This is a genomic window from Providencia lanzhouensis, assembly GCF_050469745.1.
Taxonomy (GTDB): domain Bacteria; phylum Pseudomonadota; class Gammaproteobacteria; order Enterobacterales; family Enterobacteriaceae; genus Providencia; species Providencia lanzhouensis.
On sequence record NZ_CP174123.1, the window covers coordinates 1,638,040 to 1,653,670 of the forward strand.

Below are 15,631 nucleotides of genomic sequence, written 5' to 3' on the forward strand. Positions count from 1 at the left end.
CACCGTAAGAAAAATGGAGTGCGTTATATTGCACTCCATCTTTTTTATGGGGTAAGGGCGATTAGATTAAGCCCATGTTGATAAGAATTTCCCACCAACCTAAACCAATAGTCATGTGAACTAATAGGCTGAGGAACGCGATAATCCCACCAATGATCCACCAAGAACGAATATCGTTATAACCTGCACCGAAGACGATTGGAGCTGCCGCGCCTCCGTAATGGGTTAAGCTACCGCCGTAAGCGTTAGAGAACAGCAGACCCAGCGCTAACAGCATCGGCGGTGCGCCTGCAACCATACCAACGGTGGCGAAAACAGGAACCATCGCCGCTACATAGGCACCACCAGAGGCGAACAGGTAACGAATCGCGACACTGATAAACATGATGACAAAGAACGCTAACATCGCTTGGTCACCGAAGGAGAGGTGTTCGCTCATCACATCGGCTAACCATTTGAAGAAGCCTGCTTTGGTTAGCACGCCGGACATCCCGATAATACCACCGTACCAAATCAGGGTGTTCCAGCCGCCTTTGTTCTTCAACACATCATCCCAAGTCACGACACCGAGGATCAGCGTTAATGCCATCACGGCAATGGCGACACTTGAGGCGCTCACACCGATTTTATCTGCAAATATCCAGCCGGATAACGCCAGCACAAAGATAATGCTGAGCAGTTTTTCACGCACGGTCATTGGACCTAAATCCGCTAAGCCTTTCGCTGCGATTTCTTTGTTATTCACCTTTTTCAATTCAGGTGGATACAGTTTGTAGATAATCAACGGAGTGAGGATCAACATGATTAAGCCCGGCACGGCAGCGGCTAATGCCCAGCCCCCCCAACTTAAATGGATACCCATAATGTCGGTCATCATCGCTAATGCCAGTGCGTTTGGTGCCATAGCTGTTAAGAACATATAGCTGGTGGTTTTGGTCACCATATATACGTTTACCAGCAAATAGTGACCTGCTTTACGGGGGCTTTTTTCAGGATCAGACCCTAATGCAACCGCCACACTGTTGATGATAGGGAAGACAATCCCACCGGCACGCGCGGTGTTAGACGGCGTTGCTGGGGCGATAATCAAGTCAAGAATAGCAGTGACATATCCCAGTCCAAGAGTGGTGCCACCTAATTTTCCAATAAGAATATAGGAGAGGCGCTTACCTAAGCCTGTTATGACGAACGCGGCACTCAAGGTGAACGCGGCGAAAACTAACCACGTTGTACCGGATGAGTAACCACTCAATACTTCGCCAACTTTGACGTCTTTAGTGCCGGTTACACCGATGATCACCGCACTGGCAGCAATCGTGGCTAACAAGATCACAGGCTCGGAATAAGGTTTTAATACCAGCCCCACAATGGCGGCAAGGTACAAACCAAATAACAGCCATGCAATACTCGGTAGCCCTGCGGGCGTCGGTATTAAGGCAATGATTATTGGAATGGCTATTAAAACTAATAGCTTCCATATTTTATCTTTTTGCATAGGCTAATCCTTCAAGAATATAAAACTTTAAATTTCTTAAATCACATAAAACGAATATCTAAAATGTGTGGAAACCTATTTCTGGATATAGCGGTATCTTGAATAGTGTTATTTCTTAATAAAACTATTGGTTAACGCTTATTGACAGAAATGTTATTAATGATTGAAAAGCAAAATCAGTTTTTATTTAAAAATTATTTTCTCTGGTTTTAATTAATCAATTTTGTGATGTTTGTTCCTTTGTTAATGAATATTTAAGTTGTTTTTATTTATGAAGCTAAATAAGTATTCGTAGGTAATCGCGCAAAAAACCACGTTAGAATTAATAAATCTGCGCTGCCTCCGGGACTTAGATTTTTTTCAATACACTGCAAGTCAAATTGTTGGACTTTGCTTAAATCCTGTTCGTCTTGAATTCCTTGATGTAACAAGCTGGTTGCTTGCTGTTTTATCCACAGAAGCCCTGCCATTCCACCGCGATTGGCGATGTTGGTATCGTCATTGAGACTCATCAGTAAAATCAGTGTATCGAGTAGGGCGATATCAGCCTGTTTACCATCTGCCAGTTGTTTCAAATAATGGGGCAGTGCATGGGCTATCACCAGTTGATAACCTTGCTCTGCTTCCCCTCTAGCGCCAGTGAATCCATATTCTTGGAATAAACGTTGCCCTGCTGTTGGGTGCTCTGCGGGCTGTTGCAGCTCAGCGGTTAATCCTTGGCACATGTCAGAAACAACTTGGCTGATTGCGTTAGGCGTAACTCGTTTCTGTAACCCGAATAAACGTCCCACTGCAGTGAGCACTAAACCTAATGAAAAAATTGAGCCTTTGTGGGTGTTCACGCCTTGAGTGGCACAAAACATCGCTTTTTCACAATTGATACCGATACCGCGAATTTGGCGAAGTAGCTGATTAATCGGTAATTGACAATGTTCATAACCTGCATGCAAAAACTGCGGAAAGAATTTTGCAATTGCATTGGCACTTAAATGAAAATCGGTCAGTGCCATATCTTTATGGGCGCCAGTGTTGCATTTATCTACTAAACCCGGTTTAGGGGTTAAATTGACTTCAGCCAGCATCGCTTGCCAAGCCAGTTGGCTGTAGTGATTCACTACGTCATCATTTAACGTACGTTCTCGGTTAATTTTTTGCTGGAGCATGGGCTAACTCCTCGATACGACGCAAAATCTCTTCAAGGGAATGGCTGCGTTGGCGCGCACATACCTTGGCTTCATTGTCACAAATCAAGCAGCGTCTAGTCGGTAAATTGAATTGGCTGCGAGAATATAAAATGCCATTTGCATCAAAAACATCAAAGTCCCAAAGTCGGCCGACGGGGGATAATTCTTCCGCTTCCATTAAGGCTTTTTTGACCTCAAGGGCATCGGCATTGACGGCGACTAAACATTCCGGTCCGGTAACGAAAGGGAATGATTGTTGTGATAAAAGTACCCACTGCCTGCATGAAGCAACTTGCTTAAGCGCATTTAAGCCTTGATTAAAAATGTCTCTGACCAGTTGATTGTCTTTAACCGGTCCCGGAAAAACGACAGTAAATGAAATCAAGGTTACCTGATGGAGACCAATCCACTCTTGCTGACGAGCCTGACGGGCATCACGGCTCGCCAGCAAGTCAGGTAAGGAAATGTCAAATTGCTCTTGGGTATCAGGCAGTGGGTAAAACATGTTCTACTCCTTCACTTGATGGACAACATCAATCACAGAACCGTCACGATAACGCACCACGGCCACCACTTTATCGGTAAACTCGATAGGGTTTGGTGTGCCTGTTAATAATTGGGCGCGTTCACGTAACCATTGAATAGAAACGGTTTTGATACCTTGGCTTTCCAGCTGTTGCTTCAGCTCAGGGCGTGCTGGGTTAACGGCAATACCATGGTCAGTCACCAAAATATCGACGCTAGAACCCGGCGTCACGCAAGTCAGCACATCGTCTACCAAGGTTGGGATACGACCGCGTACTAACGGCGCGACGATGATAGACAGTTTCGCCGCCACCGCCGTGTCGCTGTGTCCACCAGATGCACCGCGAATAACTCCATCTGAGCCTGTTAACACATTGACATTAAAGCGAGTATCAATCTCTAAAGCACTGAGTACTACCACATCGAGCATGTCCACTGAGGCGCCTTTAGAATCAAAGCATGCATATTGGTTGGCACTGATTTCAATGTGATTTGGGTTACGCGCGAGAGACTCGGCAGCAGCGCGGTCAAAGCTTTGCACGTCGAGTAACTTCTTAATTAAGCCTTTTTCATGGAGATCAACGATGGTGGAGGTGATCCCACCTAACGCGAAGCCTGCATGGATATGATGACGGCGCATTTTATCTTCGAGGAAGCGAGTAACCGCCAGTGAAGCCCCGCCAGTACCGGTTTGCAGTGAAAATCCTTCTTTGAAGAAGCCTGATTTTTCAATCACATCAGCGGCGGTACGCGCTATCAATAACTCACGCGGGTTGGAGGTCATGCGAGTGGCATCGGCACCGATTTTGTCGGCATCCCCCACACGTTTAACTTTGACAATGTAGTCCACTTCATCTTGCTTAATGCTGGATGGGTTATGTGGGTAAGGCAGAAATTCTTCGGTCAGCATGACCACTTTCTTGGCATTTTCTGCGTCGATTTTGGCATAACCCAGTGAGCCACAGCTTGCGTTGCCAGTGTATCCGTTCGCATTGCCATATTCGTCACAAGACGGAACGCCGATAAATGCCACGTCGATTTTTAATTCACCGCTATGAACAAGGTTGGCACGTCCACCATGGGAGTGAACTTGCACAGGCTCCGCTAATTCGCCACGAGAAATGGCTTCGGCTAATGGGCCACGTAACCCGGAGGTGTAAATCTTGGTGACGACGCCATGGCGTATATGTTCAACCAGTGGCGAGTGGCACGCGCTGAGTGAACTTGATGCCAAGGTTAGGTTGCGAAAGCCCATTTCGGCAATCACTTGCATCACCATGTTGATGGTTAAATCACCGCCACGGAAAGCGTGGTGGAAAGAGATGGTCATGCCATCTTTTAATCCTGAGCGGCGGATAGCCACTTGCAGGTCATCACACAGTTTGCGGTTGCGTGGTTTTTGAACTTGCTGCTGAACTTTGCCGATATCTTTGAATTCACGCAGTAATTCATCGTCTTTAGGTGCTAAGTAGGCTGATACGCGAGCCTGACGCAATGTATTGGTTGTCATAATGTTCTGCCTCACTCTTCCCGAATGCCTGATAATGCCGCGCGCAATAACACTAAGCGGGCTCTTTCAATTACAGGGCTGTCTACCATTTTACCGTTGAGGGATACGACGCCTTTGCCTTCTCGTTCTGCGGCATCAGCGGCATCTACCACACGCTGTGCATGGTCGACTTCTTTTTGGGTTGGGGCATACAAGTTATGCAGTAACTCAATTTGTCTTGGGTTAATTAATGATTTGCCATCAAAACCAAGCTGTTTAATGAGAGCGGCCTCTTTGAGGAAGCCTTCTTCATTGTTGGCGTCAGAATAAACGGTATCAAAGGCTTGAATACCGGCCGAACGCGCAGCTTGTAAAATGGCGCACCGAGCATAGAGGAGTTCAATGCCGTCTGGAGACCGCTCGGTGCGCAAATTGCGGACATAGTCCTCGGCACCTAATGCGATGCCTATTAATCTTGGAGAAGCGTGAGCAATATTCACTACTTGAGTGATCCCCATCGGGGATTCGATAGCCGCGAGTAACCCGGTGCTACCTTCTTCACGCCCACAGCTTTTTTCAATACGTAAAATTTCGTTTTCAATATCAATAATATCTTGTGCGGTATCGGTTTTCGGTAAGCGCACAATATCGGCACCACCGCGAACAACGGCTTCGAGGTCAGCAACCCCATAAGCGGAGTCGAGGGCGTTAACGCGCACAATGGTTTCAATATCTTGATATAACGGGTGTTGCAGTGTGTGATACACCAAACGACGTGCTGTGTCTTTTTCTCGGATGGTGACGGAGTCTTCGAGGTCAAACATCAGGGCATCGGCTTTATAAATAAAGGAGTTACTGAGCATCGCGGCATTGGAACCTGGGACGAACAGCATACTTCTGCGAGTGCGGCTTTTTCTTTCCGGTGTCATTATTTATCCTCCCATGGCAGAGCATCGAGATCACAGGCGCGAGCCAGTAAGGCTTCGAGGCGAGCGCGTAGAACGCACTCCAATGCACCTTTGTCATCCACCACAATTTCAGCGCCTTGAATATCGTATTTTTCAATCATTTCAAGCACGATGGCATTGATGGCATCACCAAATTGTTTTTCAACACTGCTGGTGATCTGCAATGAGACCTCAAGAGTGTCTTCAAGAGGCTCTATTCGTACCATGACATCACTGGATTCGAGTGTGCCGGCAACCGCTGCGTGTAGTATTTTCATATTTCACCTATAACTAATTCAAGCTTGTAGTGCGGGGGTAGGCGACGGTGTCTGCGCTGCGAGCATCTCTTGTAAATAGTGATACGTGGCAGGGGGCACAATCGGCTTGATCGCCGCAAGATCTTTTTTAGCGAGCAGTTTTCGAACTTGCGAGGCGGAAACCGCCGTGCCGTCGATCACTGTTCGCGGGAATTCGACCAGTTCAATGGGTGGGAATGGCATTTCGTCGGTTTCCAGCCAGTAGCGCATGTCTTGGTTATATTGGTTAGTGACTTGGCAAAATGGTTCTGAGCCGACGAAACGATGGGTAATTCCCAGCGCCGGAGCAATATATTGGCGAAAAATCTTAATATCGATTTCTGTATAACAGTTGTTGGCTACAGTAATGTCTTTAATAAAATAACAAGGGAATGTAGCCCGTGAAATAATGTATTCTGAACCTTTATGAATGGTGAGGTTATTAATTCCTTTTGTGCCTTCTTCAATTAATTTCAGGCGAACTTTATACGGAAAACGGGAAGTATCTTCTTTGACGACAAATAAATGTAGCCAATCACAGTTCTTTGAGGCTTGTTCAATTAAGTAACGATGCCCCAATGTGAATGGGTTGGCATTCATCACGATAGCGCCAATTTTTTTTCCTGCTTTATATTGGGCTTTTAAACTTTTAATATAGCGATTTAAATAACAGCAGCTATTTTCCATTAAAACCATTACATTGGGCACAGTAGCAATGGTATGAAACCCGCATTGATGAAATAGCTCTTCATTTTGGTATTTGGTATAGATAAATAGGTGAGTAGTATTATTCTCGTAAGCGAGATTCACCAATTCAGTCGCTAATTTTAAGGCTAAACCTTCACCACGAACTTCATCGCTAATAGCAACGCATTTAATGACATTCTTAGCGAGACCACCACAGGCAATTAACCTTTCGTTACGTGTGATCGTAATAAAGACGTCAACGCTGGCATCAACGTCTAAATCATTCTCTTTTAAAAACTGAGTGATATCATTGAGTTTTCTGTTCTCATGACGTTTTACTTGGTTAAACGTTATGCTGTCGAACATAATGGTATCCTGCATCTCATTTAGAGATGTATTAAAAATGTTGCTAATGTTAAAGTTAATTAAATAAATATTTTTGGCTTGCCGTTAATTACCTAAGTTCTCAATTTTTATTTAATTATCCTTTTCAATATTCATATTAAATACCCTGCATATAATATATTTGACCTATTTCATGTTTCTAAAATGAGTTTGTATTTGTTTAATGGTTTTAATGTTTTTAATTACGAGTTATGAACTTTACTCAGTGGTTTTAATGTGTTTAATTAATATTATGTGCATTACTAAGCGGACTACGTTATCTTTTATCTTCATTATTGGTATTTTTGCGTGTAACAATAATTTTACTTTTTAGCGAGTTATAGAGAGACGAGATGAAAACAGAGTTTTCACAGATCCCATTTAAAAAAGGGAATATTTTTTCATTCTCAGGAAGAGTCTTTCTTCTATTGTTACTGGCTTCAGTGTTATTGACGCTTGGATTAGGCAAATATTTTACGGATACCACAGAAAACCGCATGATGGCGAACATTCGCGTACTCGCCATGAGCCAAGCCAAAATGATCGCTTCATTGGATGGCATCGTCAGTACTGTAAAAGATAAAGATATTCCTAAGCTAAAAGTTATTGCCGATAAGCTCAATCAAGATTCCAGTTATGACTATGTCGTTATTGGTGATGAACATTCCGTTCGTTTATATCATCCAAATAGCGAAAAGATTGGCTACCCAATGCAATGGAATAAACCGGGGGCGCTAGAAAATGGTGAAAGCTATTTTATTAAAGGCGAAGGCTCCATGGGGAATGCAGTACGTGCAAAAACACCTATCTTTGATGAAAACGGTAAAGTCATTGGCGTTGTTTCCATTGGTTATCTCACCACCAAAATAGATACCTCATTAGCTGAAGTGTTTGTGCAAACGTCAGCAACATTTTTAGGGGTGTTGGTAATTTTGCTATTTCTATCTTGGGCATTCGCCCGATTAATTCAACGGCAAATGCTTGGCATGGAACCTGAAGAAATAACCCAATTAGTGTTGGTGCAAAAGGGGATTTTTGATGCGGTGTTTGAAGGCATTATTGCCGTCGACCGTTATGGGAAAATTATCAATATCAACCATAATGCTAGAAAAATGTTGGCGCTGAGTGAGTCAGCTAAACAGTTAATCGGTAAACCGGTTTCTGAGTATGTTTCTCCCGCAGGCTTTTTCACGAAAGAAATCGCGAAAAACCATCATGATATAGTTTGCGAGTTCAATGGGTTGAATGTGATAGCCAGCCGAGTTGCCATTATGGATGGTGAGTTGCTGGCGGGAGCGGTGATCAGCTTCCGTAGCCAAAATGATATTGAATCCTTAAATGCGCAGCTTTCTCAAGTTCGCCAATATGTGGATAATTTGCGTACATTGCGCCACGAACATTTAAATTGGATTTCTACTTTAAGTGGTTTGCTGCAAATGAAAGAGTACGACCAAGCCTTGGCGTTAATTAAGGGGGAATCGGAATCTCGGCAACAATTAATAGATTCACTGCGAGAGCAATTTGCAGATAAACAAGTGGCTGGGTTGTTATTTGGTAAATATCACCGTGCGCGAGAATTAGGATTACAGCTTATTTTTGTGCCGGGTTGCCAACTCCGTGAATTACCTAACTCATTAAATAGCACGGAACTCTGTGCTGTATTAGGAAATTTATTAGATAATGCCTTTGAGGCAAGTTTAAAGAACGAAGCGGGTAATAAGCAGGTAGAACTGTATATCTCAGATGAAAATAATGAGATTGTGATTGAAGTTGCTGATCAAGGATGTGGTTTTCCCCTTGAGCTGCAAGATAAATGGTTTGAACGCGGAACAACAACAAAAACGGATGCTGTCGATGGACATGGCATAGGGCTATTTTTGGTGGCCTCCTATGTCAATCGATGTAATGGGGCGGTGATCATTGAAGATAATCAACCGTATGGTACTGTATTCTCTATTTTTATACCGAAAGTGAAGACGCAAAATGGCTAAGATAAAAATCCTCATTGTCGAAGATGAACTGCTCCTTGCGGAGATGCACGCGGAGTACATTAAAGCTTATCCTGCTTGTGATAAAGTCTGGCTTGCGGGCAATCTTGCGGAAGCAAGAAAAATGATTGAGTACATGAAGCCTGACTTGATTCTGTTGGATAACTATTTACCTGACGGGAAAGGAATTGATTTAGTTCATGAACTACTTCAGGAGCGCAATAGTGCGGATATTGTATTCACCACCGCCGCTAGTGATATGGAGACAGTCTCTGAGGCGATTCGTCTAGGAGTATTTGATTATTTGGTTAAGCCGATAGCTTATGAGCGTTTAGGGCAAACGTTAGATCGCTATATTCAGCGTAAATCGGTTTTGCAGGGCGCCAATAAAACCAATCAAAGCCAGATTGATGACATGTTTAATACCTATGCCCGTGGTGAGAGCAAAGAAGAGCTACCGACTGGGATTGATGCTATTACGCTTGATAAAGTGCTCGCGTTATTTGCAGTACCCGATGCGGAATATACGGCAGAGTCGATTGCAGAAACCATAAAATTAAGCCGCACTACCGCCCGCCGTTATTTAGAGTATTGTTTAGCCCAACGTAAGATTGAAGCGGAAATTGAATACGGCAAAGTAGGGCGCCCCCAGCGGATATATCGGGGTAGTCATTAGTTGCCGTAGGTAGACGATTGAAGTCTGCGTGAAGGTGTTTGCGTCAATTTCCCAAAAGGTTGTTATGAACGTACTGATCCTTGGCGCTCGTGCGCCGGCCTGTCTAGAATGGGCGCGAGCGTTTAATGAGGCAGGATGGACTGTCAGCGTCGGTGATTCGCTCAGCCAGCCGCTGAGCCGTTTTAGTTGCTCCGTGCAACATTATATCCGCTTACCTGAACCTCGACAGAACCCGATAGTTTGGGTTGAAGCCCTTGCGGCGGCGATCGAAAATCAACATATCGACCTACTGCTACCCACTTGCGAAGAAGTGTTTTATTTGGCCTACGGTCTTGAACGCTTGCAGCCGTTGTGTCGGGTGTTAACCAGTGACTTTCCACTGTTGCATCGTTTGCATCATAAAGGGGATTTTGCAGCCATGACGAACGGCTGGTCTTTAGCCGCTCCTGAAACCCATTTACTGACAGACAGCCAAGCATTACTCGCCTTCGCGGGCGATGCTGCAAGCTGGGTATTCAAACCTGCGTATTCGCGCTTTGCCTCACAAACCTTGATCCGTCCATCAGCCCAACAGCTAAATAAAATACAGCCCACTCAGACCGAGCCTTGGGTAGCGCAGCGATTTATCAAAGGACGGGAGTTTTGCAGTTTTAGTGTCTTGGTTGATGGTGATCTACGCGCCCACAGCTGTTATCACCCACGCTATCGAGTGGGCCGTGGCTCAGGGATCTATTTCCAACCGAGTGCACCAGAACAGGTACGACAATTTATTGAGTATTTTGGACGAGAGACCGGCTATAACGGACAAGTAGGGTTCGATTTTATTCAAGACAAAAATGGTTGTTTCCATGTGCTGGAGTGCAACCCAAGAGCGACCAGTGGTGTGCATTTGTTCGACAACCAGCGACGGTTACTAGTGAATAGCTTGAGTCACCCATCCGAGCAGATCCTTGAACCGACATTAGAGCCTCGAATGATCGCATTGGCGATGCTGTTATTTGCCGCACCACGACGAGCCCTTAGCCCGACGCTCTGGCGTGATTATGCCGCCGCTCGCGATGTTATCGTGCAAAAAGGTGACTGGTGGCCGTTGATAACACAAGTCGGAAGCCTCACGGAAATTGTTGCTCGGGCGGTATCTCGACGCTGTGGATTATTAACGGCATCTACGGCAGATATTGAATGGAATGGTCAGCCACTAGATGAGCGTACGCCATGAGATTATTGTTCGAAGATCAAATCGTTAGTGAGAACGCTAGCTCGAATGATAGCTTGGCTCGGTGCTATGTGCGTGCTTGTGCCAGCGAGTGCTTGATAGGTAATGTCAGCACGAAAATGGTGTTGCTCGATACGAGGACGCAGCAATTTCCGGTCAGTATCACGGACGGCAATGAACCCGACGACAACTGCTATGTGGTGTCCCCCCAAACAGCCTACAGTGGTTATGCCCGCGAGGAAATCAAACGCCTTGGTCACCCCTATCTGACTTGGCCGTTGAAGCTGCTGACTCAAGCTGTCGAACGCTTACTAAATGCGGGTAAGGTCAACAAATTGGTGCAGGTAAACAACTGGTTACTATCGACCAATCTTTATCCAGATGATTGGGATGTTACTGAATTACCGGCAATCACGGCACTGCTGAGGCAAAACTTTCCTGAGCATGGAATTGGTTTTCGTTCGCTTAATGATTTCAGTAATCGTGCATTGCGCCAAAGCCTACAAAATCACGGATACTTGTGTATACCTAGCCGACAAGTTTACTTATTTGATGGTCGAGCAGGGGAGCAAGCGCCGTTTCTCAAACACCACAATACTCGGCTGGATGCCACTTTATTGCGGCGCAGCCCATATACCGTCGTACCTGGTAACGAATTGAATGATGACGATTTCAAAAGAATAGAGCATCTTTATAACCTGCTTTATTTGGATAAATATTGCACACTGAATCCCCATTATAGTGCGCAATGGATGCAGCAGGGACAGCGTGAGGGTTGGCTAGAAATCCGCGCTTTACGTAACGCAGAAGGGCGTATTGACGGCGCATTGGGTTGGTTTTCATCTTCCACTGTGATCAGCACGCCAATAGTGGGTTATGACACCGCGTTACCCCAACGGCTTGGGCTGTATCGACAATTGACTCGTTTGTGCTTGCAAGAAGCGGCTGAGCGTCGTCAGGTGCTGAATTTTAGCTCTGGCGCGGCTGAGTTCAAGCGCTTGCGGGGTGGTGAGCCGCAGATCGAATACAGCCTAGTCTACGTCGCCCATTTATCTTGGGGACGACGCCTTGTATGGAAGGTGCTGAGTGCTCTGTTACATGGTATCGGTGTGCCGATGATGAGGAAGCTAAAACTGTGAAGCCGTTTGAACATCAATGGTGGCCTGTGGCTATCAGCGACAAATTGCGAAACCAACCGGTGGCTTGCCAGCTACATGACACTCCGCTGGTGCTGTTTCGCGACAATGACGGGCATGCTGCTGCGCTACCCGATCGTTGTCCGCATCGTTTTGCACCATTGAGCGCGGGAAAAGTTTGTGATGGGCTGATTGAATGTCCTTATCATGGCTGGCAGTTTTCTGCCGATGGGCGTTGTACGCGAGTGCCTGGTACTGAACTTGCGGCGGGAAGTAAGCCGCTGCTTGAGAGTTTTCCTTGTTGCGAAGCTCACGGGCTAGTTTGGATTAGCCTGAGCATGGAGCGTCCGCAGATCCCGCCAGTTGCTCCTTCCGATAACTCGCAGAGAGTCGATACATTTTGGATCACCGATGAAGTGCAGTGTTCGCTGCAAGACGCCGCAGAGAATTTTCTCGATGGTTTTCACACCCATTTTGTTCACTCTGGCTGGATCCGTCACGACCGGCAACGGCAACAAATCAGCGTCCGAGTTCGCCCTCTGGCTGATGGCGTCGAAGCCGTGTATAGCGAAGAGGGCAAACAGTCTGGATTTATTTCTCGATTGTTTGAACGTGACCGCGGTGTCAGTATGGGGCGTTTTCGTCTGCCGTGTCTGGCAGAAATTGAGTACCGTGACCGTAGTGACGAGCTCAATCTGCTGGTTAGCGCTTGGTTAGTACCTTGTGAAAATGAGCAGTTACGCCTATTTGCACGAATAGCGACTCGGCAGGGCAAGCTTCCGGCAGTCATTAAACGTTATGTATTGAGCAAGTTATTCCGCGTGATCCTCCGTCAAGACCGCCAAATATTGGAAAAAGTCAGCGCCAATAAATTGCGTTTTCAAGGAACCTTACCGACACCGCTCGATGGTGAGCAAGATCTACTAGGGCCAAGTATTCGCCAATTACTTGAAGATGGTGAGCCGCTGATGTTTGAGGAGCGGAAGTTCTGTTTTCGGCTTTAAATGGTTGTGTGGGTGATTACGATATGTTTGCTTTTCCTGTTTGTTTTATTTCTTTGAATTTGCAAAGATAATTGGCATAAAACTTCAGACCTGCCGTGTAGTTAGGGATATCCCCATCACCAAGCAACAACATACTACGTGGCAGTATCGACTAGCTCCACTTTAAGGACTTTACTATGACCCCCTTTTATCAACTGACAGCAACGAGCCTTGGCGGGCAGCACATTTCTATGGCGGACTACGCGGGTAAGGTGGTTTTAGTTGTAAATACAGCTAGCCATTGTGGTTTTACACCTCAATACGAAGGTCTTGAAGCACTCTACAAAAAATATTCAGATCAGGGTTTGGTGGTGCTTGGCTTTCCTTGCAACCAATTCGGGAAACAGGAACCTGGCGGCGCAGAGGAAATCGAGCAAACCTGTTACATTAATTACGGTGTGAGCTTTCCGATGTTCGAGAAAATAGACGTCAATGGAAGTGCAGCGCACCCAGTATTTCGTTATCTAAAAAGTGAGTTGCCGGGGCTGCTGGGTGGCCGGATTATGTGGAATTTCACCAAATTCCTGATTGGACGCGATGGTAAACCGCTAAAGCGTTTCGCTCCGTTTACGACCCCTGAAAAAATGGAAGCGGCGATAGTTGCCGCACTTGGAATTTGAGCGTTCGGACATTCTAGCTATTTCATGCAGATAATCTTAGGGCTATTTCCCTGTCCCCGAATTCTGTAACTCATTTTCCATAATCATCACTTTCTTTTGGGCGCGCTCGTCGCCTTGTTTCGCGGCGAGCCGATACCAATATAAGGCTTTCGTATCATCTTGCGATACGCCCATTCCATATTGATAGCACGCTCCGCTGGCATACTGTGCATCGCGGCTGCGTTGGTTGGCGGCCTTGATAAACCACTGGCAGGCTTTAGCTTGGTCGGCGGTGATGCCATCACCTCGAGCATAAATTAACGCTAAATTAAACTGGGCGGACACTTCCCCTTGCTGAGCGGCTAGGGTTAACCACTTAATGGCGGAAGCGGTATCGCGTTTGGTGCCTTGCCCTGCTAAGTAGAGCATACCTAAGCTATTTTGTGCGGGAGAGAAACCTAATTCCGCAGAGCGCGTAAAATACTGAAACGCAGCGGGGTAATTGACTTTGTCATACATCCCCGTTGCTGCTTGATAACCTAATAAATAGAGCGCTTGTGGCTGATTTTTCTCAGCCAGTGCGAGGTAGATTTGATTGGCTTTTTGGGGATCTTTATCTCCGATTACGCCTTTTTCATACCAATAAGCTAAAGTTAGCTGCGCTGCGGGTAACTGTTGTGCTGCGGCTTTTTCTAGCCAGCTTAATGCTTGTTGTGGATTTTTCTCTAACAGGTTTGGAATACCTTCTAGAGTATATTCCGCCATATTCATTTGACCAATAGGGTCGCCTGCGTTGGCTGCCGCTTCCATCCAAAGCAACATCTCTTTGGGATTTTTACCGATGCCAGCCCCTTGCTGGTACATCAGGGCGAGGTTGATTTGTGCCTTGGTAAAATTTTGACTGGCAGAAAGTTTATACCAATAGGCGGCTTTATCTAACTGACCGTGAGATTGATAAAACATCGCTAAATTAAACTGAGCTTCAGCTTGCCCGCTATCGGCTAATTGCGTGAGTGTTTTTTCATCCACAATTGAAGAAGGTGCAACAGGGGCGACAGTTTTAGCATGGCTCATGTTAATAAAAAGCGAGCAAAAGATAATGAAGGGGAAGGTAAACTGTTTCACTGAGCTTCCTTGGGATGAATTTTAGCCATTTATTCCTAGTGGATAGGTTAACGGGTTGCTGTTAGCGGTGCAATTGCCATTCTTGCTATTCTGAAAATTATTTTTACGCATTAAACGAAGATAAATCATGATGTTATAAAAAAGATTAAAAATAATTAAAAAAAAGATGAACCTTTTAAGTCTATCAAGGGTCTTAATTACATATATATCACTGTTTGCTTGTGTAAACATTCATATATTTACCCTCAACATTCATTTCTTTACATGAAGTAATGCAATAATGCATCTATATCGTGTAGTTTGAATTAGTAGTACGATCCTTAATAGAATGCATTATGCCCAGTTTTAGTCGCTGGGCTTTTTTTTGCATAAAATACGACTCTTCTTGCAAATACCGCTTTATTTTTATTTCACTCCGCTATTTCGTTCGATAAATAAACACGTAATAGTGACATCAATAAATAATCACCTATCTAAATTCATTTTCTATTCAGTTTTTATTATCACGAAGGCGAAATATCCGCAGGGTGCCGCGCGGTATGTTTGTAGTGTGTATAGGGTGTTACTCTGCGAGTAAAATGATTAAAGATAGAACAATATGCTTAACATATAGTGAACAAGTGATTATTTAATGGGCGATAATAATTTCATGATTTTTTAAAAAATTGAAGTTAATCACGATAACGATCCATAGATGTAGTAATTAACACTAGCTAATTCTTTAGTTTTGGTGCATAAATAGCATATATTGCTTAATTGATTATTCTGTTTGGATTGGCATATATTCGCTGTAATGCTGAATAAATAATCAAATATGCTTTAACTCATTGAATTTTATGTT

The 15,631-nt window shown here is 44.9% G+C and carries 14 protein-coding genes; 6 read left to right on the forward strand and 8 right to left on the reverse strand.

Going from position 1 to position 15,631, the window contains the following annotated elements:
- Positions 1-61: 61 nt before the first annotated feature.
- The 7 genes from ACIH2S_RS07675 to citC all read right to left on the reverse strand — a co-directional run bounded on the left by ACIH2S_RS07675 (position 62) and on the right by citC (position 6,989).
- Positions 62-1,495 carry an anion permease gene (locus ACIH2S_RS07675; RefSeq protein ID WP_036951311.1) on the reverse strand — a complete coding sequence of 478 codons (1,434 nt, stop codon included), beginning with the start codon at positions 1,493-1,495 and terminating at the stop codon, positions 62-64.
- Between the two features lie 269 nt (positions 1,496-1,764).
- Positions 1,765-2,658 carry a triphosphoribosyl-dephospho-CoA synthase CitG gene (gene citG / locus ACIH2S_RS07680; protein ID WP_349487769.1) on the reverse strand — a complete coding sequence of 298 codons (894 nt, stop codon included), beginning with the start codon at positions 2,656-2,658 and terminating at the stop codon, positions 1,765-1,767.
- Positions 2,639-3,184 (reverse strand): citrate lyase holo-[acyl-carrier protein] synthase, encoded by a 546-nt coding sequence (gene citX, locus ACIH2S_RS07685; protein ID WP_036951306.1) that lies wholly within the window; start codon positions 3,182-3,184, stop codon positions 2,639-2,641. The genes citG and citX overlap by 20 nt, the downstream gene beginning before the upstream one ends.
- A 3-nt stretch (positions 3,185-3,187) precedes the next feature.
- Positions 3,188-4,714 (reverse strand): citrate lyase subunit alpha, encoded by a 1,527-nt coding sequence (gene citF, locus ACIH2S_RS07690; RefSeq protein WP_108479053.1) that lies wholly within the window; start codon positions 4,712-4,714, stop codon positions 3,188-3,190.
- A gap of 11 nt (positions 4,715-4,725) precedes the next feature.
- On the reverse strand, positions 4,726-5,622 hold the full coding sequence (gene citE, locus ACIH2S_RS07695; protein ID WP_430248447.1) for a citrate (pro-3S)-lyase subunit beta: 897 nt from the start codon (positions 5,620-5,622) through the stop codon (positions 4,726-4,728).
- Positions 5,622-5,918 (reverse strand): citrate lyase acyl carrier protein, encoded by a 297-nt coding sequence (gene citD / locus ACIH2S_RS07700; RefSeq protein ID WP_036951301.1) that lies wholly within the window; start codon positions 5,916-5,918, stop codon positions 5,622-5,624. Before citD ends, citE begins: the two co-directional genes overlap by 1 nt.
- A gap of 18 nt (positions 5,919-5,936) precedes the next feature.
- Positions 5,937-6,989, reverse strand: a complete 1,053-nt coding sequence (gene citC, locus ACIH2S_RS07705; RefSeq protein ID WP_430248449.1) for a [citrate (pro-3S)-lyase] ligase — start codon at positions 6,987-6,989, stop codon at positions 5,937-5,939.
- Between the two features lie 371 nt (positions 6,990-7,360).
- Between citC and dpiB the strand changes: the two genes are divergently transcribed.
- The 6 genes from dpiB (at position 7,361) to ACIH2S_RS07735 (ending at position 13,686) form a co-directional block, all read left to right on the forward strand.
- On the forward strand, positions 7,361-8,998 hold the full coding sequence (dpiB, locus tag ACIH2S_RS07710; protein WP_108479051.1) for a sensor histidine kinase DpiB: 1,638 nt from the start codon (positions 7,361-7,363) through the stop codon (positions 8,996-8,998).
- The gene (gene dpiA / locus ACIH2S_RS07715) at positions 8,991-9,671 is read left to right on the forward strand and encodes a two-component response regulator DpiA (protein WP_036951294.1); all 681 of its coding nucleotides are present in this window, start codon (positions 8,991-8,993) and stop codon (positions 9,669-9,671) included. The genes dpiB and dpiA overlap by 8 nt, the downstream gene beginning before the upstream one ends.
- A 64-nt stretch (positions 9,672-9,735) precedes the next feature.
- Positions 9,736-10,890, forward strand: coding sequence for an ATP-grasp domain-containing protein (locus ACIH2S_RS07720; protein WP_108479050.1), 1,155 nt, complete (start codon positions 9,736-9,738; stop codon positions 10,888-10,890).
- Positions 10,887-12,026 (forward strand): GNAT family N-acetyltransferase, encoded by a 1,140-nt coding sequence (locus ACIH2S_RS07725; protein ID WP_108479049.1) that lies wholly within the window; start codon positions 10,887-10,889, stop codon positions 12,024-12,026. The genes ACIH2S_RS07720 and ACIH2S_RS07725 overlap by 4 nt, the downstream gene beginning before the upstream one ends.
- A complete protein-coding gene (locus ACIH2S_RS07730; protein ID WP_196712337.1) occupies positions 12,023-13,027 on the forward strand; it encodes a Rieske 2Fe-2S domain-containing protein in 1,005 nt (334 codons plus the stop codon). The genes ACIH2S_RS07725 and ACIH2S_RS07730 overlap by 4 nt, the downstream gene beginning before the upstream one ends.
- 176 nt (positions 13,028-13,203) lie before the next feature.
- Positions 13,204-13,686 (forward strand): glutathione peroxidase, encoded by a 483-nt coding sequence (locus ACIH2S_RS07735; protein WP_349487772.1) that lies wholly within the window; start codon positions 13,204-13,206, stop codon positions 13,684-13,686.
- A 42-nt stretch (positions 13,687-13,728) separates the two neighbouring features.
- Here the strand turns inward: ACIH2S_RS07735 and ACIH2S_RS07740 are convergent, their stop codons facing one another.
- Positions 13,729-14,790, reverse strand: a complete 1,062-nt coding sequence (locus ACIH2S_RS07740; RefSeq protein ID WP_272534309.1) for a tetratricopeptide repeat protein — start codon at positions 14,788-14,790, stop codon at positions 13,729-13,731.
- Between the last annotated feature and the right edge of the window lie 841 nt (positions 14,791-15,631).